This window comes from Streptomyces sp. NPDC058052, from assembly GCF_042885515.1.
Lineage (GTDB): Bacteria > Actinomycetota > Actinomycetes > Streptomycetales > Streptomycetaceae > Streptomyces.
Genome location: NZ_JBHVRX010000002.1, coordinates 146191 through 166609, shown reverse-complemented (window position 1 = coordinate 166609; position 20419 = coordinate 146191). Strand labels below are relative to the sequence as shown.

At 75.6% G+C, this 20419-nt stretch carries 15 protein-coding genes; 8 read left to right on the top strand and 7 right to left on the bottom strand.

What is annotated here, in order from left to right:
• Positions 1–50: 50 nt before the first annotated feature.
• The 5 genes from ACFVU3_RS03355 to ACFVU3_RS03335 all read right to left on the bottom strand — a co-directional run bounded on the left by ACFVU3_RS03355 (position 51) and on the right by ACFVU3_RS03335 (position 10406).
• The gene (locus ACFVU3_RS03355) at positions 51–824 is read right to left on the bottom strand and encodes an SDR family NAD(P)-dependent oxidoreductase (protein ID WP_390063234.1); all 774 of its coding nucleotides are present in this window, start codon (positions 822–824) and stop codon (positions 51–53) included.
• On the bottom strand, positions 725–1525 hold the full coding sequence (locus ACFVU3_RS03350; RefSeq protein WP_390063232.1) for a 4'-phosphopantetheinyl transferase family protein: 801 nt from the start codon (positions 1523–1525) through the stop codon (positions 725–727). Before ACFVU3_RS03350 ends, ACFVU3_RS03355 begins: the two co-directional genes overlap by 100 nt.
• A complete protein-coding gene (locus ACFVU3_RS03345) occupies positions 1522–7515 on the bottom strand; it encodes an SDR family oxidoreductase (RefSeq protein ID WP_390063231.1) in 5994 nt (1997 codons plus the stop codon). Before ACFVU3_RS03345 ends, ACFVU3_RS03350 begins: the two co-directional genes overlap by 4 nt.
• Entirely contained in the window at positions 7512–8960 is a 1449-nt protein-coding gene (locus tag ACFVU3_RS03340) for an acyltransferase domain-containing protein (RefSeq protein ID WP_390063230.1), read from the bottom strand. Before ACFVU3_RS03340 ends, ACFVU3_RS03345 begins: the two co-directional genes overlap by 4 nt.
• Positions 8961–9395: 435 nt before the next feature.
• Positions 9396–10406: an Lrp/AsnC family transcriptional regulator gene (locus tag ACFVU3_RS03335; RefSeq protein ID WP_390063228.1), complete on the bottom strand. Its 1011-nt coding sequence runs from the start codon at positions 10404–10406 to the stop codon at positions 9396–9398.
• A 431-nt stretch (positions 10407–10837) separates the two neighbouring features.
• On the opposite strand from ACFVU3_RS03335, the gene ACFVU3_RS03330 reads away from it, so the two are divergent.
• The 4 genes from ACFVU3_RS03330 (at position 10838) to ACFVU3_RS03315 (ending at position 14838) form a co-directional block, all read left to right on the top strand.
• Complete coding sequence (locus ACFVU3_RS03330) at positions 10838–12283, top strand: MFS transporter (RefSeq protein ID WP_390063226.1); 1446 nt, start codon at positions 10838–10840, stop codon at positions 12281–12283.
• Positions 12280–13467 carry an amidohydrolase gene (locus tag ACFVU3_RS03325; RefSeq protein ID WP_390063224.1) on the top strand — a complete coding sequence of 396 codons (1188 nt, stop codon included), beginning with the start codon at positions 12280–12282 and terminating at the stop codon, positions 13465–13467. Before ACFVU3_RS03330 ends, ACFVU3_RS03325 begins: the two co-directional genes overlap by 4 nt.
• Before the next feature lie 108 nt (positions 13468–13575).
• Entirely contained in the window at positions 13576–14028 is a 453-nt protein-coding gene (locus ACFVU3_RS03320) for a hypothetical protein (protein ID WP_390063223.1), read from the top strand.
• A 135-nt stretch (positions 14029–14163) separates the two neighbouring features.
• A complete protein-coding gene (locus tag ACFVU3_RS03315) occupies positions 14164–14838 on the top strand; it encodes a hypothetical protein (protein WP_390063221.1) in 675 nt (224 codons plus the stop codon).
• 83 nt (positions 14839–14921) lie between these two features.
• On the opposite strand, the gene ACFVU3_RS03310 is transcribed toward ACFVU3_RS03315, so the two are convergent.
• Positions 14922–15680, bottom strand: coding sequence for a DeoR/GlpR family DNA-binding transcription regulator (locus ACFVU3_RS03310; RefSeq protein WP_390063220.1), 759 nt, complete (start codon positions 15678–15680; stop codon positions 14922–14924).
• A 49-nt stretch (positions 15681–15729) separates the two neighbouring features.
• Between ACFVU3_RS03310 and ACFVU3_RS03305 the strand changes: the two genes are divergently transcribed.
• On the top strand, positions 15730–16113 hold the full coding sequence (locus tag ACFVU3_RS03305; protein ID WP_390063218.1) for a DUF4406 domain-containing protein: 384 nt from the start codon (positions 15730–15732) through the stop codon (positions 16111–16113).
• 53 nt (positions 16114–16166) lie between these two features.
• Complete coding sequence (locus tag ACFVU3_RS03300; RefSeq protein ID WP_390063655.1) at positions 16167–16835, top strand: NUDIX domain-containing protein; 669 nt, start codon at positions 16167–16169, stop codon at positions 16833–16835.
• An 88-nt stretch (positions 16836–16923) separates the two neighbouring features.
• Here ACFVU3_RS03300 and ACFVU3_RS03295 read toward each other — a convergent pair whose 3' ends face one another.
• The gene (locus ACFVU3_RS03295) at positions 16924–18432 is read right to left on the bottom strand and encodes a DUF4246 domain-containing protein (RefSeq protein ID WP_390063217.1); all 1509 of its coding nucleotides are present in this window, start codon (positions 18430–18432) and stop codon (positions 16924–16926) included.
• A 176-nt stretch (positions 18433–18608) separates the two neighbouring features.
• Here ACFVU3_RS03295 and ACFVU3_RS03290 point away from each other — a divergent pair, with 176 nt between their 5' ends.
• Together ACFVU3_RS03290 and ACFVU3_RS03285 are read left to right on the top strand one after the other, a co-directional pair.
• A complete protein-coding gene (locus tag ACFVU3_RS03290; protein ID WP_390063215.1) occupies positions 18609–19466 on the top strand; it encodes a helix-turn-helix transcriptional regulator in 858 nt (285 codons plus the stop codon).
• Between the two features lie 82 nt (positions 19467–19548).
• Positions 19549–20304: an SDR family NAD(P)-dependent oxidoreductase gene (locus ACFVU3_RS03285; RefSeq protein ID WP_390063214.1), complete on the top strand. Its 756-nt coding sequence runs from the start codon at positions 19549–19551 to the stop codon at positions 20302–20304.
• The last annotated feature ends 115 nt before the right edge of the window (positions 20305–20419 follow it).

The following is a 20419-nucleotide window of genomic DNA, read 5'->3' as shown; positions in this document are numbered from 1 at the left end:
CGGCGGGCGCGGCCGCCGTGGTGGGGCACGGTGGCTCACCGTCGTGCCGGTCACACGGTGGCGCCTCCGTCGACGGCGATGCAGGATCCGGTGATGCCGGAGCCGGCGTGCGAGGCGAGGAGGAGGACCGCGGCGGCGACCTCCTCCGGGCGGGTGAGGCGGCCCGTGGCGGTGCGGCCGGTGAAGTGGCGGACGAGACCGGCGTAGTCGGTGCCCAGGACGCGCGCGGCCTTGGGTCCCTGTTCGGTGACCCAGTCGGTCTCGACGGCGCCGGGGCACACGCAGTTCGCGGTGATGCCGTGCGGGCCCACCTCCTTGGCCAGGACCCGGGTGAGTCCGATGAGGGCGTGCTTGGCGGCGGCGTAGGCGCAGAGGCCGGGGTCGGGGTCCCGGCCCTCCATCGAGGAGATGGTGATGACCCGGCCGGAGCGCTGCGGCACGAGGCGGCTCAGGGCGTGCCGCGTGGTGTAGAGCGCGGTGTCGAGGTTGAGGGCGAGGGTGCGGTGCCAGGTGTCGTCGGTGATGTCGGCGACCGTGGCGAAGTCCGTCGCCCCGCCGACGTTGTTGACGACGATGTCGAGGTGCCCGTAGCGCTCCACGACGGTGTCCACGGCCCGTTCGGCGTCGGGCCGGTGGGTGGCGTCCGCGAGGCAGAGGGTGACGTCGTCCCCGGCGTCGAGGCGCGCGAGGGCCGCCTCGCCGTGCCCCTTGTCGCGGCCGGTGATCACGACCTGGGCGCCGTGGCTGTGGAGGGTGTGGGCGATGGCCAGGCCGATGCCGCGGGTGCCTCCGGTGACGAGCGCGGTCCTGCCGGTGAGATCCATGGGTTCTCCCGTTCTGGGGCGGGGTGCGGATGATGCAGGGCGAGGGTCACGGTGTGCGGGAGCCCGGACAGGCGCAGGGGGACGAGGTGCCAGCCCCGCGGAGCGCGGTCCCCGCCGAGGCGGGCCACGGCGGGGTGGGGGTCGAGGGCGATCTCGACGTCGACCAGGGCGCGCAGCAGGGGCCAGCCGACGGCCTTGGCGACGGCCTCCTTCGCCGTCCACAGCGCCAGGAAGGCGGCGCACCGGCCGGCGGCGGGGCGGGCGTTCAGGGCGGCGCGTTCGGCCGGGCGGAGGGCGTGGCGGAGGAGCGCGGGCGAGGGGAGGGCGGACAGGTGCTCGACGTCGATGCCGAGGGTGGTCCCGTCGAGGGGCGTGGTTTCCGGTGCGGAAGGGACCTTGTGGCCGGTGCGAGGGGTCGGGGTGATCAGCGCGGCGACGACGAGGGGGCCGCAGTGGGCCGCGGTGAGGGGTGACGGCGGCAGGTCCTGGCCGGGGAGCGGGCGGGGACGCCCGACGGGGTCGGGAGCCAGGAGGACGTCGTCCGCGGTGCGGCCGGAGCGTGCCGCGACGGCGTGGCGCAGCAGGTCCCGGCCGCGCCCGGGGCCCGCCGCGGCCGGTTCGAGCCGCCACCAGAGGTCGACCGGGCCGGCGGCGGAGGGGATCCGCCGGTGCCGGGGTTCGGGCGGGGGCGGGGGCGTCACGGCGCCGTGGGCGTGTCGGGGGGAGGTGCGGACCGGCCTCGGGCGGCCGCGGCGGGCAGGTGGGCCAGGGTCGTCCCGCGCATCCCGGTGATGCGGGCGACGACGCGGCCGTGGCCGTCGGTCGCCGTGCTGGTTCCGGTGGCGGGTGCGTGGTGGAGGAGGAGGCCGCCGGGGTGGGAGGCGAGAAGGGCGCGGTCGTCGCCGGGCTCGTACAGCGTGATGCGTTCGATGGAACGGGGGACCGGGACGGGGTGGCGGCCGTCGGGATCCGGCTGGAGGGCCGGGGTGCGGGCGAGGCTGTCGAGCAGGGTGCAGGGCGTGCCGAGGAGAGGGAGCCCGGCGAGCAGCCCCGGGTCGGGACGCCAGCGGGCGGTGGTGCCCAGGCCGGTGGTGTGGCACGCGTCGGTGGCGCGGAAGGCGCCGGTGAGCCGGACGGGTGAGGCGGGGGAGTAGTACGGGTCGTCGACCGGCCGGCGGGGCCCGGCGGGGAGGCTCAGGGAGGCCGGCGCGAGCGGCGGATCCCCGAGACGGACGGTCGCCCGGAAGTGCTCCCGGTCCCGGCTCAGGATCCGCCCGTCGGGAGCGGTGGTGTCGGAGCGGATCGTGACGGCGACGACGCAGGCGGTCCCGGAGTCGGCGCCGCGGCCTTCCGTGCGGCGGGCCTCGACGCGGAACCGGGCGGGGGCGCCGTCGGTACGGGCGCGGACCCAGGCGCTGAAGGCGAGGTCGTCGACGCTGCGCACCGGCCGGCCGGGGGCCAGGGTGCGGGCGGCCTGGACGGCGATGTCGGCGAGCAGCACGCCGGGCACGGTGGGACGGCCGTCGACCAGGTGGTCGAGGAGAAAGCGGTGGGCGCCGACGTCGAGCGCGAGATGCCACGAGGCACCGTCACGTCGCCGCTCGACGGGCGGGGGCAGGAGCCCCGGGGGGCCCGGTGTCGCCGGTGGGGCCCCGTCACCGGCGTCCGGGCGGGTGCGGCGCGGCGCGTCGCCGGAGCCGGTAGCGGTGCGGGTGCGGGGACGGGCGTGCGGGGTGCGCAGGCCGGGGAAGAGGAGGTCGAACGAGTGGTGCTCGGCCTCGCCGACGAAGGTCACGAGCCGGTCCTCGCACCGGGGGCGGCGCCGGAGCTCGGCCAGGAAGTGGCCGACGCCCTCCGCCGTGGTCATGCGGGACAGGCGCGCGGTCCGGGCGGTGTACGACTGGACGACCGCCCCGGAGCCCAGCCCCGTCTCGTCCCAGATGGTCCAGGCGATCGTGTACTCGCCCGGCGGACCGGCCTGCGCCGCGCCGGACAGGAAGTCGTTGGCCGGCGAGTAGTCGCTCTCGCCGGGGAGCCCGGCGACGCCCGTGACCGACCCGAAGTTGCACCAGAGACGCGGGGCCAGGGCCCCGGTGAACGCGGCCCGCAGATGGTGGTACCCGTACAGCTTGACGTCACGGACGCGCCGCATGCCGGGCAGCGTCTTGCGGGTGATGTCGCCGGGATGGTGCAGCCCCGCGCCGTTGACGAGCAGGTCGACGCGGCCCTCGCGGGCGCGGACGGAGTCGGCCACGCCGTCGACGGCCTTCGGGTCGGTGAGGTCGCAGGTGTGGAAGTGGACGCGGTCCTCGCCGCACAGCTCGCGCAGCCGGCGGAGGGTCAGCGCCGACTCGCGGGCGTGCAGGAGCCGGTCGAAGTCCGCGCTGATCTCGCGCACCGGCCGGCCGGGGGCGCGGCCCCGTTCCGCGCTGATGTGGCGGGCGCGGGCGGCGGGCAGCGCCGCATCGGGCGTGTCGAGGAGGGCGCCGGGCACGTCGCCGGGGCGGCCGGAACCCACGAGGTGGACACGGAGGGGCACCTGGCGGGCCAGCGCCACCAGGCATGCGGCGGTGATGCCCCGCGCCCCGCCCGTGGCCACGACCACGGCGCCCGGTGCGAGCGGAAGGGCGTCGCCGGACGGGGGCGGCGCGTCCTCGGCGAGCCGCTGGACGTAGCGGCCGCCGCCGCGGTGGTGGACGACGGGTAAACCGTCGGCGGGGCGGGCGAGTTCGTCCTCCAGGACGGTCAGCGCGTCGTGTGCCGAGGCGGTGTCGCCGACCACGGCGCGCACCGTGCAGCCGGTCAGCTCCCAGGCGAGGGACTTCACGAACCCGGTGAAGAGGTGGGCGTGCGGATGCGGATGACCGTCGGCGAACGGCGCCATCACGGCCACCGCGCAGCTCCCGCCCGCCACGAGGCGGTCGCGCGACTGCCGTACGGCCCAGAACGCGGCTTCCTGGACCCGCAGCACTCCGGCGGAGGGGGGCGCCGGCCAGGCGTCGCCGTGGGGGGAGCGCAGATCGGCGACGATCCGGAGGTGCGCGAACCCCTTCGGGTTCTCCGCGAGGAGCGAGTCGACGGCCTCCTGCGGATCCCGTGTGCCGTCCAGCGCCAGGAGACGGCTGTGGCCGCCGGCCCGCACCAAGGGGCGCAGTGCGTCCGCGTGACGGATGTCGGCGACGACCAGGGTGCGCGCGGGCAGGGGAGGGGAGGGGTGCGCCAGGGTGGTGTCGCTCCGCCGCCAGCTCAGGGTGTGACGGCGCGTCAGGGGCGATGGGGGGACGGGGGTGTGGGAGACGTCGGCCTCCCGCCGCGTGCCGGCGTCCGTCGGCGACGTGGTCACGACGACGTGGCGCAGGACGTCGACCAGGTCGTCGGCGCCGTGGTAGCTCCACCCGGTGCGGGGCGCGGACTCGTCGGGCAACACCGCCAGCAGGGAGGGGAGTTCACCCAGCGATGTCCAGCCGCGCGCGGCGGCGACCGAGGCCCGGGTGAGCAGCAGGGCGAACGCGCCCTCGGCGGGGCTCGTGGACGCGTCGAGTCCGTGCACCCGGGCGAGGAGCGGGGCGCCGGCACCGTTGACGCCGATCACCAGGGCCAGGTCCAGCTCGCCGCGCCGCAGATGCGCCGCCGCGGCCCGCAGCGCGGTGCGGCCGGAGGTGGTCCCGGTGTCCAGGGTCATGGTGGGCCCGTGCAGATCGTGCAGCGCGGCCACGCGGGCGGGGATCACGTTGGGCATCAGCCCGGCCAGGGTGTCCTCGCCCGGTGCCGGACGTGCCCGGACCGCGGCCAGGAGGGCGGCGGTGGCCTCCTCCAGCGCCTCGGGATCGAGTCCGGCCGGCGCGGTGCCCTCCGCCGCTCCGGCCCGGGCCGTGGCATGGCGGCGTACGGTCTCGGTCAGCGACGTGGCGTAGCAGCGGAGGGTGACGTCCGGCGATCGGGACGGGACGCCGGTGTGGGCGGCGAAGACCCCGCAGGTCTCCTGGAGACCGTCCCACCACGGGGCGCCGCCGGGACCCGTGAGCCCGCCGGTGACCTGAAGCGCCATCAACTGCGCCGGATCGACGGCCTCCACGGTACGTGCGGGCATGCGGACGTCGGCGAAGGCCGGGGCGGGGCGGCCGGGCCCGAACGAGCGGGCCCCGGCGGGCGGCAGGCCCGCGCCGAGACGCCGGGCCACCTCGCGCGCGTCCGGTGCGCCGGGCAGATGGGCCGACCAGGCCACCGCCACCACGGGATCGTCGGCGGCGGGCTCCGGCAGCGAGGCGGGGGCCGCCTCGCCCGGACGAGGGGCGTCCTGGAGCAGCAGATGGGCGTTGGTGCCGCCGAAGCCGAACGAGGACACCCCGACCGTCCGGGGCCGGCCGGCGGGGCGCGGCCAGGGCACCGGCCCCGTCGGCACGCGCGGGGCGGGCTCGTCCGCCGGGGCGCTGTACGGCGCCTGGGGCGGGATCACACTGTGCGCGAGCGCCTGGAGCGCGTGCACGACCGAGGCCACGCCGGCGGTCCAGCCGGTGTGCCCGATCACCGACTTGTTCGAGGTGCACCAGGCATGCGGCAGCCCGCGGGCCACGACACCGCGCTCCACCGCGTCCCCGACGGGCGTCCCGGTGGCGTGCGCCACCACCCAGTCGATCCGCTCGGCGGCGACGCCGGACACGGCGCGGGCCCGCGCCAACGCCCGCTCCTGGCCGGTGTGATGGGGTGCGTGGACGGCACGCCCCCGGCCGTCGGAAGCCGCCCCGAACCCGGCGAGCACCCCCAGGATCCGGTCGCCGTCCGCCCGCGCCCGGTCCAGGCGCTTGAGGGCGACGAAACCCGCCCCGTCGGAGAACAGCACCCCGTCGGCACGCCCGTCGAGCGCCCGCACCGCGCCCGACCGGCTCAGCCCCCGCAGCTGCGAGAAGAGCACGCTGTAGCGGGGTCCGAGGGAGAACACCCCGCCGCACAGGGCGAGTTCGCACTCCCCGTCCAGCACGGCGCGCGCCCCCAGGTCGATGGCGTAGAGCGACGACGAGCAGGCCGTGTCGACGACCCGCACCGGTGTCCTGGCGGGCAGCAGCCGGGCCACCGCGCGGCGGACGGCGGCCAGGGGCAGGTGCTCCGCCACGCGCCCCGCGTGGGGATAGCGCGCGGTCAGAAGGGCGCGCAGCCGCTCGCGGAGGTCCTCGTCGGCGGTCGCGGGCCAGTGCGCGGCGATCCCCTCCGCCGCGGCCTCGACGAGCAGGCTCTCCTCGACGTGCTGGGACCCTTCGCTCCACGCGCCGACGAAGCAGGCGGCGCGGATCCCCGCGACGGCCGCGAGCTCCCCGGCACCGCACTGGGCGAGCGCGGTGTGCGTCCAGGCCGTCAGGAAGTCCTCACGGCCGGGCGGGGCGGGCCGGACGTAGCCGGCGACCCGGCTGTACGTGCGGTCCGGCGCGGCCTCGGGCGACCAGAAGTGCGCCTGCTCGAACCGGTCCCCCGGCTCCCCGAACTGCGGAACGCCCTCCACGAGCCGCTGCCAGAGCATGTCGGGGTCGTCCACACCGGGCGCCACCAGCCCCATGCCGACGACGGCCACGGTCCGGTCCTCGGCTGCGGCCGCGGAGGGTGCCCCGAGGGGCGCGGTGCCGCCATCGGACGCGACCGCGTCGGGCACGCGGGACACGCCGGGGGTGTCGGGTACGCCGAGCGTTTCCCGTACGTCGAGCACTTCGCGTGCGCCGGGTGTGTCGGACGAGCCGAGCACTTCACGTACGCCGGGGGTGTCAGGCCCTTCGGAAGCGGTGGGCGTGCCGGAGGCGCCGAGCACTTCACGTACGCCGGGTGTGTCAGGCCCTCCGGAAGCGGTGGGCGTGCCGGAGGCGCCGGGAGGGCCGGAGGCGCCGGCCAGGGGGCCCGGGCGCGGGGTGAGCATGGCGCGGCCCACCGACAGCCCGCCGTCGGCCAGCAGGCACTGCCCGGAGATCCAGCGCGCCTGCGGCGAGGCCAGGAACGCCACCACCCGGGCCAGGTCCTCCTCGGTGCCCAGGCGGCCCAGGGGAGAGGCCGCCCGGCAGGTCGACCGGAGGTCGTCCGCGCCGGGGAAGAGCGCCGCGGTGGGGTTGTCCAGCAGCCCGGCGGAGGCGGTGTTGACGCGGATGCCCTGGGGGCCGAGGTCGGCGGCCAGGTAGCGGGTCATCGCCTCAAGCGCGGCCTTGCACACCCCGACGAGCAGGTAGTTGTCCATGGCGAGGCCCGCGCCGATGGACGAGACGTTGACGATCGCCCCGCCCCCTCGGGCGGCCATCAGCGGCGCCGCCGCCAGGGCGCACCAGCGGGCGCCGTGGAGGTTGGTGTCGAGGGCCCGCTGCCATTCGGTGTCAGTGAGGTCGTCGTAGCGCGCGAAGACACCGCGGGCCGCGTTGTTCACGAGGATGTCCACGCCGCCGTGCTCCTCGGCGATCGCCCCGAACATCGCGGTGACCTGCTCGCGCTTGGCGACACTGGCCCGCAGGGCCTGGGCGTGGCCCCCGGCGCGGCGGACCGCGGCGACGGTGGCCTCGGCGGCCTCCGGGGAGTGGAAGTAGTTGACGACGACGTGGGCGCCGTGCCGGGCGAGTTCCCGGCTGATTGCCGCACCCACGCCCTTGCCGCCGCCGGTCACGACGGCGACCTTCCCGTGGAGGTCGGGCGTCGCCGGAGGCACGGGATCGAGGGGCCCGCTCATGCCGTCGCCTCCTTCGTGCGCGCGTCCCGGGCGGCCGGCAGGGTGTTCAGCAGTTCCGCGAGGGCCGCGAGCGTCGTGTAGCTGGTCAGTCGGGACCCCTCGGCGGGCAGCGTCCGCCCGTAGCGGGTGGCGGCCTGGGCGAACAACTCCGTCTGTTTGATGGAGTCCACCCCCAGATCGGCCTCCAGGTCCGCGTCCTCCGTCAGCACCTCGGGCGGATAGCCCAGAGCCTCGGCGTACAGGGACCGCAGGGTCTCCACGACCTCCCGGCGGTCGCCGACCGCGCTCCCGTCGGGCTCCGGCCGTTCCGCCGCCACGGCGCGATCCTCGTCGGCGTCGATTCCGGGACTGGGACTGGGACTGGGACTGGGAGTGGGGCTGGGAGTGGGGGTGATGCCGATGCCGGGGCCGACACCGCGTCCGGCGCCCGGTCCGCTGCCGGCGCCCGATGCGACGCAAGCACCCGATGCGCTGCCGGCGCCTGGTGCGATGCCGGCCAGGGCGTCGGCCACCTCCCGGCCGCCCGCCCGGCGCCGCAGCGGCGCGATGACGCGCACGCCGGGGACGGTCGCCGCCACGAGGTCGCTCAGGACGCCACGGGGACCGCACTCCACGAACACGTCCACCCCGTCCGCGTACAGGCCGCGGACGGCGTCCGTGAACCGCGTGGGCCGGACCAGGTGGGCCGCGACCAGATCGGCGACCGCGTCCTCGTCCTCCAGCCGCCGTCCCAGGATCGCGGAGTGGAGGACGTGCCGGGCCGGGCCGGTGCGCAGCGCGGAGGCCCGGTGGGCGAAGTCGTCGGCGACGGCGGCCAGGGTCCGGTGGTGGAACGCGTAGGGGACCCGGAGCGTGGTCGCGCCGATCCCGAGCATCGCGGCCGCGGCCCGCACCCGCTCCAGCGGCTCGGCGGGACCCGACACCACGCACTGCCGGGGGCTGTTGTCCGCGGCCAGGGTCACCTCCCACGCGCCCAGGCCGCTCAGCAGCCCCGCGGCGCGGGTCGCCGACACGCCGAGCGCGACCATTCCGCCCCGTACGGGCGGGTGCGCGGCGAACGCGTCGTCGCGGGCGGCGACCAGGGCCAGCCCCTCCTCCAGGTCGTACAGTCCGGCGGCCGTGAGCGCCACCAGCTCGCCGAAGCTGTGCCCCAGCAGGACGCTGGGCCGCAGCCCGTGACGCTCGGTCAGGACGCGGAAGAGCGTGGTCTCCGCGGCGAACAGGGCGGTGTGCAGGTCGGCGGGGGCCGTGGCCACGAGGTCGGCCAGTGCCGGGGCCCGCTCGTCGAGCAGGAAGCGTGAGGGGGCGGTGCGCCCCAGCCGGACGGCCGCGGCGTCCAGCACCCGCAGCGTCTCGTGCACCAGCGGTTCGTCGTCGGCCAGCGGGGCGAGGGCACCGGGAAGGTACGCGCCCTGCCCGGGGAACATGACAGCGCAGTCCGTCAAAGGAACTCCTCCATGACGCGCGGGGGCGAAGGGAAAGGATCCGTGAGGCGAAGCGGCGGGTTCCGCGGCGGCCGTGGGCACGGCGCGGCAGTCCGGAGAGGGGGACGAGTGGGGGCGGCGGCAGCGCCTCGGCCCCGGACCGGGTCCGGGGTCCGGGGGCCGGTGGCGCGGCGCGGGGAGCGGCCGCGTCCCGTGGACAGGGCTCGCTCCCCGTACCCATGAAGCATCTCGTCGCTTCATATGACGTGTCACCACCCACACTGGTGACAGGTGACGCGCCAGTTTGAATCGTGACGCGGGTCCTATGGCGTCCGGGTCCGGGTCCTGCGGCTTTCGCGGTGCGGACCCTACGGCTTTCGCGGCGCGGACCCCTGGCGCACGGGTTCGGACCCCCGGCGTCCGGGTTTGGCCCCCCGGCGTCCGGGTCCGGATCCCTCAGCCCGTGCGGGGCGGCGGCGGGGAGGCCGGCACGGGGTCGGCGATGTTCGCGCGCTTGTACGTGCGCATGAGGACGGCCGTCTCGGTGGCCGTGACCCCGTCCAGGCCCGAGAACACCCGCGTGGTGAAGGCGTGCAGGTCGACGGTGTCGCGGTGGCTCGCGTACCCGAGGATGTTGCTGCTCCCGGTCGTCACCACGAGGTGGCGGATGGCGGGCTCCGCCGCGAGGAGCCGGACCGCCGCCTCCAGCCGGCTCGGGGTGACCGCGAGCCGGAAGCGGGCCTCCAGCGGGTAGCCGAGCACGGCCGGGTCGGCGTGCAGCCTGAGGTGCAGGACGTGGGAGGCCATCAGCCGGGTGAGCCGGCGCCGCGCCGTCGTCTCGCCCACCTGGAGGCGCTGCGCGAGCCGCGTGGTCGACATCCGGGCGTCCGCGCCGAGGAGGGCGACGAGCCGCCGGTCCAGCTCGTCCACCGCCGGGGGAGCGGGCAGCGGTATCCCCTCCCGCACCCGCCGCCGTACATCCGTCGGGCGGTCGTCGTACGGGGCCCAGTCGCTCGCCGTCAGGAGCAGTCGGAGGACGACCTGGGAGCGGACGTCGACCACGCCGTCGAGCCGGCCGATCGCGGAGTCGATCAGGGTGAGCAGCGCGTCGTGGTCCGGCGTGGTGAACTCGGCGTAGACCTCCAGATCGCCGGTCGCGACCTCGACGGAACGCGCGTCCGCCCGGCGGGCCAGCGCGAGGGCGGTCTCGTGGACGCGGCCGGGAGCGCACCGCACGGCGACCTCGGCCGTCACCCCCTCGCCCAGGTACTCCGGGGTGAGCGCCGCGGTGAAGCGGACCCGGCCGGTCGAGGTCAGCCGTTCGAGCCGCCGGGCCACGGTCCGCTCGTGCACCCCGGCCGTGGTGCCGATCTCCGCGAAGGGCGCGCGGGGATTGCGGTGCAGGGCGCGCAGGACCGTGTGGTCCACGGCGTCCAGCGCCGGCAGGGGGGCGGTCGGATCGGTCACGAGTGGGCTCCGCGCTTCGGGAGGGAGACAGGGACAGGGCTCGCCGACCGTTCGCGCGCGGCCCGGCTCCCCGCGTCCGGTCGTCGTACGGCACCGCCGCGGCGCCGGTCCGCGGGCGGCCCGCCGAACCGTACGGCCCGCCGAACCGTACGGCCCGCTTCGCGCACGGTCCACGGTCCGCCGGATCGGTGTCCGGCCCGAGGTCCTGACGCCCGATTCCGCCGCCAGGGCCCCCTTCATTGTCTTCTTCCCCCGACAGTGCCGACCACTCTTGTCGTGGTCGGCGCCCGTTGGCCACATTGTGGTGCGGATTCCCCCGGGACGCCGACCGGACGGCGGCCTCGCCCCCGGCGAGCCCCAGCCCCCGCTTCCCCCGCGTCCCCGCCCCCTTCCTGCCCGCTCGCGAGGCCCGCACCGAACAGGTGGTACGTATGACCGACACCGCTGCACCCCCGGCCGCCCCAAGAGTCACCCCCCGCCCCACGCCGGCGGCGGCCGTGCTCGCCTCCGTGATCCTCGTCGAGCTCTCCAGCGGCATCACGCAGGGCTTCCTCTCCCCGGTCCTGCGCAGCCTCACCGATACCCTGAAGGTCTCCGCGGCGGACCTGAACTGGATCAGCATCGCCAACCTGCTCGCCAGCGTCGCCTTCACCCCGGTGCTCTCCCGCATGGGCGACCTGCACGGCCACCGCCGCGTGCTCCGCTGGAACCTCGCCGTCGTCCTGCTCGGCTCCCTCCTCGTCGGTGTCGCGCGCGACTTCCCGACCCTGCTCGCCGGGCAGATCCTCCAGGGCGCCTTCGCCGGCTTCTTCCCCCTCCTCGTCGGCATCCTCCGCAACCGTTCGGCCGGCGCCGCCGAGAGCCGCCGGGGCATCAGCGTGATGGTCGCGGCACTGGTCGGGGGCCTCGCCCTCGGGCTCGTCGCGAGCGGCCTCGTGGCCCGCTCGGTGGACAGCCCCACGGCCGCCCTGTGGGTGCCCGCCGTCGCCACCTCCCTCGCGCTCGCGTTCAGCTGGCGCTTCCTGCCGGAGTCGGACCACCGGCCCGGCGGCCCCATCGACTGGGCCGGCGGCATCCTGCTCTGCGTCGGCCTGCTCGCCGTGATGCTGGGCCTCGGCCTCGGCGGCACCCCGGGGTGGGAGTGGGACTCCGCGCGCACCCTCGCCTGCCTGATCGGCGGCGCGGCGGTGACGGCGGCGTGGATCGCGGTCGAGCTGCGCACCGACGAGCCGATGATCGACGTGCGGATGTTCCGCCACCGCAACGTCGCCGTCGTCTCCCTCACCACCCTCACCTTCACCTTCTGCATGCTGGGCCTCCAGGTCGCCAACCCGGTCTTCCTCGGCACCGCCACCGCCCAGGACGGCTACGGCCCCGGCCTCGACCCCTTCGCCATCGCCCTGGCGATGCTCCCCAACCTGCTGGCGCTCGCCCTCGCCGCGCTCGTCGCCCCCGCGGTCGCCCGCGCCGCGTCCGACCGGCTCACCCTCGTCATCGGCTCCCTCCTCATGGCCGTCGGATACGTCCTCTCCGCCGCCTTCCACACCCACCTCGCCGCCTTCCTCGCCGGCACGGCGGTGGCCGGCCTCGGCACCGGCCTCATGCAGCACTCCACCCGAACCCTCGCCGTCGAGTCCGTGCCGCACGACCGCACCGCCGTCGGCTCCGGCATCAACGAACTGCTCATCAACGTCGGCGGTTCCCTCGGCGCCGCCGTCGTCCTCACCGTCTTCGCCGGCCACACCCCCGCCGGCCGCCCGCTCCCGACCCTCGGCGCCTACACCACCTCCTGGACCCTGTGCGCGGCCGTCTCCGTCGTTGGTGCCGCCCTCGCCCTGCTCTACCGCACCCCGAAGCCCGCCAAGGACCTCGCATGACCCCCACCGCACTGCGCGAGCGCACCCGCGCCACCCTCGCCGCCCGCCGCGAGGACGTGATCGCCCTCAGCCACGCCCTGCACGCCGACCCCGAACTCGCCTACGAGGAGCACCGGGCCGCCCGCCGGATCGCCGACCTCGTCGAGGCCGCCGGCTTCGAGACCGAGCGCGGCGCCTACGGACTGCCCACCGCCTTCCGGGCGACCGCGGGCAGCGGGGACCTCGTCATCGGCATCTGCGCCGAGTACGACGCCCTGCCCGGCATCGGCCACGCCTGCGGCCACAACGTCAACGGGGCCGCGGCGGTCGCCGCCGCCCTCGCCCTCGCCCCGTACGCCGACGACCTCGGCCTCACCGTCAAGCTCCTCGGCACCCCGGCCGAGGAGTCCGGCGGCGGCAAGGTCGACATGCTGCGCGCCGGCGCCTTCGACGACGTGGCCGCCGCGATGATGGTGCACGCCGCCCCGCAGGACGCCGTCGGCATGACCTCCCAGGCCATCAGCAGCTGGAAGGTGCGCTACGACGGGGTCGCCGCCCACGCGGCGGCGATGCCCGAGCGCGGGACCAACGCCGCCGACGCCCTGATGATCGCCCAGGTCGCCATCGCCGCCTACCGGCAGCAGATGCCGCCCGGCGGAGTCGTCTCCGGGGTCGTCACCGGTGGCGGCGAGGCCGCCAACGTCATCCCCGCGCTCACCACCGCCGACTACGACTGCCGCGCCGGCACCATGGAGGAGCTGCGCGCCCTCCAGGCCCGGATCCGCGCCTGCTTCGAGGCCGGAGCGCTGGCCACCGGCGCGGCCCTCACCCTGGACCCCGTCGGCAACGACTACGCCGACCTCCGCCAGGACCTCGCCCTGGCCCGGACCTACCGGGACGCGGCCCGCGCCCTCGGCCGCGACGTCCAGGCCGTCGACCCCGACCTGCGCGGCGGTTCGACCGACATGGGCAACGTCTCGCACGTCGTCCCGACCATCCACCCCATGATCGGGTACGACTGCGGCGGGGCGATCATGCACAACCCCGAGTTCACCCGCTACGGCACCACCCCCGGCGCCGACCGCGCGGTCCTGGACGGCGGGCTCGCCATGGCCTGGACGGCGCTGGACCTGGCGACGGACGACACCCACCGCGCCACCCTCGCGGAGCGCCTGGAGCACCGCGTACGCGAGGGGAGCGCCTGAGAGGGAGCGGCGGGTCGCCGGGAGGCCCTCGGCGACCGGGGCGGGGGAGTCGGGACCGCCCCCGTGCCCGCTTCCGAACGTGAGAGCGGGCACGCTACCTTGGGGCGGATGCAGCCACAACAGCCGCACCACCCCGCCGCGTTCGGTCCCGCAGCCCCCTCGTCGACGCCCGGAGCGCCACGCAGGCGCACGGGCGTCGTGCTCGCGCTCGCCGCGGGCCTGGCCCTCGGCGCCGGGGCGGTGGGCGCCGTCTGGGCGGCGAACGGCGCCGGCACCCCGGCCGGCGGGACCGCGGCGGCCGACGCGCGGGCGGCCTGCCAGGCGCTCGACGGGTTCGACGAGACGGCGTACACGGAGCAGGGCCCGCGCGGGGACATCGCCATCAACCGGTACGCGGCGGCCGGCGCGCTGTCCGCCTCGGCGGCGGCGGGCGACGCGCGGTACAAGGAACTCGCCGAGACGATCCGACGCTCGCAGGACGGGCACTCCCGGAGCTTCGTGTTCGACGGCGCGGTGAAGAAGGACCTCGACCGCGCCCGCGCGATCTGCGCGAGCCTGTAGGCCGTCCCTTCCGGATCCTGCCGGGCTCACGGCGTGATCCGGAAGAAGCGGCCCGGCCCCGGACGCACGCGCTCCCGGGGCCGCCCGGCCCGGCAGGTGACGGAACGGACACCGCCGGAGATCGTTGACCACCGCATGACGAACTCCACCGCATGGCGGCGCCTGCGCGTCCTGGTCACGGTCTCCGCCCTCGCCCTGGGCCTCACGCCCGCGGGAGGCGCGCACGCGGGCCCCGCCGGAGAGGACTGCCCGGCGGGGCAGATCTTCGCGACGGACAACACCGCGGTCATCACGGATCCGGCCGATCCCCGGCTCAGGACCCGGCTGCGGCGTTTCGACCACGAGGTGCGCGGGATCGTCCGCGCCCACGGCGCCGAGCCGGGGGCGTCGCGGCTCCTCGACGGCGTCTTCTGGTCCGGCGACCTCCGGCAGGCCACGTACGAGCGGTCGCGGGAGTTCGAGGTCGAGCGGGTCGGCCGCGACGGGCTGCGCCACATCGCCGGCGTCCTCGTGAAGGAGTACCGCCAGGAGGCCGTGCTGACGTTCCGCTGCCTGCCGCGCGCTTCCCCGGAGACCGACGCGGTCGAGATCCAGGCCCCCGGCGTGACCGCCGCCCGGCTGCGCGACGCGCTCCTCGCGAACCCCGGGGCGCGCGACGGGCTCGGCGGGGGCTCGGTCACGCTCGACGGACGTCTCGTCCTCATCGCTCCGCTCGCGGACCTTCCCCTGGCGAAGGCGTTCACGGAGGATCTCGGCGTCGACTGGAGCACGGCCGAAGTGCGCTACGGCGACGAGGAGTTCGTGAGCTGACCCCGGGCGCGCCGGCGCCGGTCCGCCCGCACGCCGGTCCGCCCGCACGCCGGTCCCGCCCCGGACGCCTTCAGCGGGCCGGTTCAGGGCGCGGTGAGGACCTCCGTCCCCCGTGCCCCGAGCTCCTCGACCACCGCGTTGTCCGGGCCGGCGTCGGTGATCACTCCGCTGACGTCCTCCCAGGGCAGCACGCGGAAGCGGGAGGCGGCTCCGATCTTCTCGGAGGAGGCCAGGACGTACGTCTCCGCCGCGCGGGCCGCCAGGGCACGCTTCATCGCGGCCTCCTCGGCGTCGCCCGTGGTCAGCCCCGCTTCGGGGTGGACCCCGGTGACGCCGAGCAGGCACAGGTCGGCGGAGACGTTCTGCGCGGCCTCGACCGCGGCCGCGCCGCAGGCGACCGCCGAGTGCTTGAAGACACGGCCGCCGAGGAGGAACAACTCCGCGCGCGGATGCTCCAGGAGCGCCGTCGCGATGGTCGGGCTGTGGGTGATCACGGTGCAGTCGAGGTCCCGCGGCAGGGTTTGGGCGACGGCCAGCGCGGTCGTGCCGCCGTCGAGGATGAGCGCGCTCCCCGGGCGCACGAGCCGGACGGCGACCGCGGCGACCTTCCGCTTGCCGTCGGGAGCCACCGTGCGGCGCGCGCCGTAGTCGGCCACGGCGGGGGAGGCCGGCAGCGCCCCGCCGTAGACCCGCTGGCACAGCCCTTCGGCCGCGAGGTCGCGCAGGGCCCGCCGCACGCTGTCCTCGGAGATCCCCAGGTCGGCGGCGACGTCCTTGGCGACGATCTTGCCCTCGCGGGCCAGGACGTCCAGCAGATGGGCCCGTCGTTCAGCAGCCAGCATGCGCACTCTCTCCTGTTCTTGCGCGTTTCTGCGTGTATCGTAGCGCCCCGTGACCGACAAGCCCCTGCTCATCCTGATCGCCGGGCCCTACCGCTCCGGCACCGACGGCGACCCCGAGGCCATGGCCGCGAACCTCGCCCGCCTCGAAGCGGCCGCCTGGCCGGTCTTCGCCGCCGGCCACCTCCCGGTGATCGGCGAATGGATCGCCCTCCCGGTCCTGCGTTCCGCGGGCGCGGGCCCCACCGACCCCCTCGCCGACCAGGTCCTCTACCCGGCGGCCGACCGGCTGCTCGCCCACTGCGACGCCGTGCTCCGCCTCCCCGGCGCGTCCGCGGGAGCCGACCAGGACGTCGCCACCGCCCGCCGCCGCGGCCTGCCCGTCTACCACGACGTGGCCGAGCTCCCGCGCCGCGTCCCGCGGGACCCGGCATGACCGGCCGGACGGACGCGGCCGGACCCGCCGACGCGGGCGCCGCGAACGGCACGATCGGCACGGGACCCGGCGTCGACCGCCCCGACCACCGTGGCCGCACCGGCCTCGACAGGGCCGGACGCGACCTGGACCGCAACCCCGATGTCGTGGTCCGCGACGTGGAGCTCACCTCGCGGGGCTGGCACGTCCTGCGCCGCACCACGTTCGACTACCGCCGGCGCGACGGACGCTGGGAGACGCAGCAGCGGGAGACCTACGACCGGGGCAACGGCGCCGTCGTCCTCCCGTACGACACCGGACGCGGACGCGTCCTGCTCACCCGCCAGTTCCGCTACCCGGCCTACGTCAACGGCCATCCGGACGGCATGCTCGTGGAAGCCGCCGCCGGACTCCTCGACGAGGACGACCCGCTCACCGCCGTGCGCCGCGAGAGTGCCGAGGAGCTCGGCATCACCCTCGGCCCGGTCACCGCGGTCCTGGACGCCTACATGAGCCCCGGTTCCGTCACCGAGCGTCTCCACTTCTACGCCGCCCCCTACACCCCGGCCGACCGCACCGGAACCGGCGGCGGAGTGGCGGAGGAGGGAGAGGACATCGAGGTCCTCGAAGTGCCGTTCGCCGAGGCCCTGGCCATGACCCGCGACGGACGGATCGCCGACGGCAAGACCATCCTGCTCCTGCAATGGGCGGCCCTGGACGGCCCCTTCGCCCCGGCCCCTTGAGCCGCACTCCCCCGGCCCGGACCGTGCTCCGAGGACGCCCCGGCGGACCGGGGCCCCGTCGGCCGGCCGCCGGGGCCGGGGCCGGAGGTCAGTGCTCGCAGAGGGAGAACTCGCGGGCGTAGAGCTGCTCGTTGTGCTCGTCGACGAAGAACTTGCGCTCGTGCATGAGCTGTTCGCGGTACGCCCTGGCCTGTTCCAGCGTCATGGTCGAGGTGGCGGACCAGGGCTGCTGCGGCGGCACGTCCGACGTCGAGACGATCCGCTCCGACGGGTCGACCAGGAAGAAGGCGAGGATCTTGCGGTGACCCGGGCGGGTGGGGTCCGCGAGGCGGAACGAGCCGACGCGGTGCTGCAGGACGTTGGGGAAGGCCAGGCAGCGGCCTTCCGGGGTCGGCGCCGAGCCGAGCAGCTGGTTCAGCGCGTCCTCGTCCTCCAGGCCGTAGACCTCGCGCAGACCGTTGTCGTCGTTCTGCTCGTACTCCGGGTCGTCGAGGGCCGCGCGGAAGCTCAGGCTGGACTCGGTGATGTTCTCGCTGTCCCAGTAGTAGAGGCCGGTCGAGACGATCCGCTCGTTCAGCATCCCCTCGACGTGCCAGGAACCGCCCGCGTACTCGGGCGCGTCCGGGGTGAGCCGGATGGTGGCGAGCTTGACGATGACCTGGAGGCGGCGGCCGCGCAGGTCGATCCGGGCGGACGCGTCGGGCGTCCCGGGCGGGGTGAAGTCCGGGGCGTCCGGGACGACCGGGCGGCGGTTCTCCCACCAGTCGTCCTGGGCGACCCCCCAGGCGCGGACGGCTTCGGCGTGGGCCGCTTCGTCGCCGTAGGCGGACTTGTCCGGGTACGCCGGCTCCGAGTCGTACCACCCGTAGGGATCGGCCTCGATCCGCGGGGGCCGCGGGTGGCGCAGGTCGGTCAGCACGTTCTCCAGCAGGGGCCGGAAGCGCGCGAACACGTCCGGCAGGACGGAGACCAGCTCGTGATGGGTCTCGGGGTGGACGTTGTTGACGTACGAGACGAAGGCGACCTCGCCATCGTCACCGACCTCGACGTCCGTCGGCAGCCACTGGAACCGCTCCGAGAACTCGTACTTCGCGTAGTGGTTCGTGGGGTTCCGCCAGGCCCGATCGGGCGCGCCGCTCACCTCGTTCACAAGGCAGAACAGCGAGGGATGCACCAGGTCCAGGACCTGGCCGCCGGAGCCGGGGTGCCAGTCCAGCTCCGCCTCCGGGACCTCTTCGAGGACCCGGACCGCCTCGCGGAGCCGGGACCTGAGCTCGTCGTCGACCAGCGCGTCCGACTGCCACACCCCGTCGACGGCGGACACCTCGATGCCGGTGCGGTCGTCCCGCAGCCCGGCGTAGTGCGCGAGTTCGGCCAGGACGTAACGGACCTGCGCCTCGGTGAGGCCCTGGGCGACCGCCTCGCGAGTCCAGCGGGCGACGATCCCGGCGTCGTTCCTCTTGTCGAACCACCCCGGCTTGGACCGCAGATGCGCGCTGCACCGGATCATCTGCAGCTCCCGCAGCGTCCGCGGTGTCGCGAACGGCAGGGAACGGGAGGTATGGAACGGCAGCGGGAAAGCAGACAGCGCGGTCAATTCTCTGGGTCCTCACCAGTGGGCATGCGGCGGTGGCCGGAAGGATACTTCAGCGGTCCGACAGCGCCGTCGTCGCGCCGCCCGCGCCCCGCTGCGACGGGCCCCGCACCGGCTGCGCACCGGTCCCGCACCGGCTCCGCCCGTCCCGCCCCCGTACGCCTGCCTAGGATGCCGGGATGGAGATCAGCCGACTTTCCGCCGAGGCGCGGGCCCGACGTACGGCCGGGATACGGGAGTTCCTGCGATCGCGGCGGGCCCGGCTGACGCCGGCCGACGTGGGCATGGCCGTCGGCGGCGGCCACGCGCGGCGGACGCCGGGGCTGCGGCGTGAGGAGGTCGCGGTGCTCGCCGGGGTCGGGGTCTCCTGGTACACCTGGCTGGAGCAGGGCCGCGAGATCAACGTGTCCCCGGAGGTGCTCGACGCCATCGCGCGGGTGCTGCGCCTCGACGCCACCGAGCGCGAGCACCTGTACCTGCTGGCCGGGGCCAACCCGCCGCGGCCGGCGCCCCCGGCCGGCCGTCGCGTGCCCGACGGGCTGCTCCAGGTGATCGATTCCTGGCTGCCCCGGCCCGCCTACCTCATCGACCGGCACTGGAACCTCGTGGCGGTCAACCGCGCCGCCGAAGCGGCCTTCGGCTTTCGCGAGCACGACCACAACTGCCTGGTCACCTTCTTCACCGGCGCCCGCCACCGTTCGTCGGTCGTCCACTGGAGGGACTCCGCGGAGGTCATCGTCGGACAGTTCCGGGCGGATGCCGCCCGGTACCCGGAGGACCCGGAGTTCGGGCGGATCGCCGACGACATGTGCGCGGTGAGCCCGGAGTTCGCCGAGATCTGGCAGGAGCACGGAGTCCGCCGCGCCGCGAGCGGGACCAAGACGGTCTCCCACCCCGAAGCGGGTGAACTCGTCTTCCTCCACACCACGTTGACCGTCCCCGAGCTGCCCGGGCACCGCCTGATGCTGCACACGCCGAAGGCGGGGACGGACACCGGGGAGCGGCTGGGCGCGCTGCTGGGGGGCCTGGTCGCGTAGGCCGTGCCGGGAGGGTGGTGGTGACAGACCCAGGTCCGTCCCGCACTCCCGGAGCCGGGCCCGCCCGCGCAGGATCGTCGGCATGGAGCGATTCACGAACCACACGGTCCTGATCACCGGCGGCACCTCGGGCATGGGGTACGCCACCGCCCGCCGCCTCCTCGACGAGGGCGCCTACGTCGTCGTCACCGGACGGGACGACGCCCGTCTGGACAAGGCGGTGGCCGCGCTCGGCGCCCCGGGGCGCGTGCTGGGGGTGCGCGCCGACGTCACGGACCTCGCCGAACTGGACGTCCTGACGCGCCGCGTCGAGACCTGGCGGGGCGGTCTGGACGCCGTGTTCGCCAACGCGGGCACCGGCGTCTTCAAACCCGGTGCCGAGATCACCGAAGCCGACTTCGACCTCGCGACGGCCGTCAACTTCAAGGGGGTCTTCTACACGGTCCAGAAGGCGCTGCCCCTGCTGAAGGACGGCGGCGCGATCGTGCTCAACGCCTCCTGGACCCTGTACCGCGGCCTGCCGGTCGCCTCCGTCTACGCGGCGACCAAGGCCGCCGTCCACAACCTGGCCCGCACCCTCGGGTCCGAACTCTCCCCGCGCGGCATCCGCGTCAACTCGGTCAGCCCCGGCTTCATCGACACCGAGATGTACCGCGGCGCCACCCCCGACCCCGAGGCCGACGCCCGCAACGCCGGACAGGTGCCCCTCGGCACGATCGGCCACGCCGACGACGTCGCCGCCGCCGTCGCCTTCCTCGCCTCCGCCGACGTGGCGTACATCACCGGCCAGGACCTGGTGATCGACGGTGGTCTGACCGGTTCCTTCCCTCACCGCTGACCGGGGGAGCGCGCTCGGCGTCCCCCGTCGCGGGCGCCCGCCCCGGACACGTTTCCTGGAGCCCGTCCTTCCGCGCGGGCGGGCGCATACGCTGCGAGCGCACCGGCAGGATCAC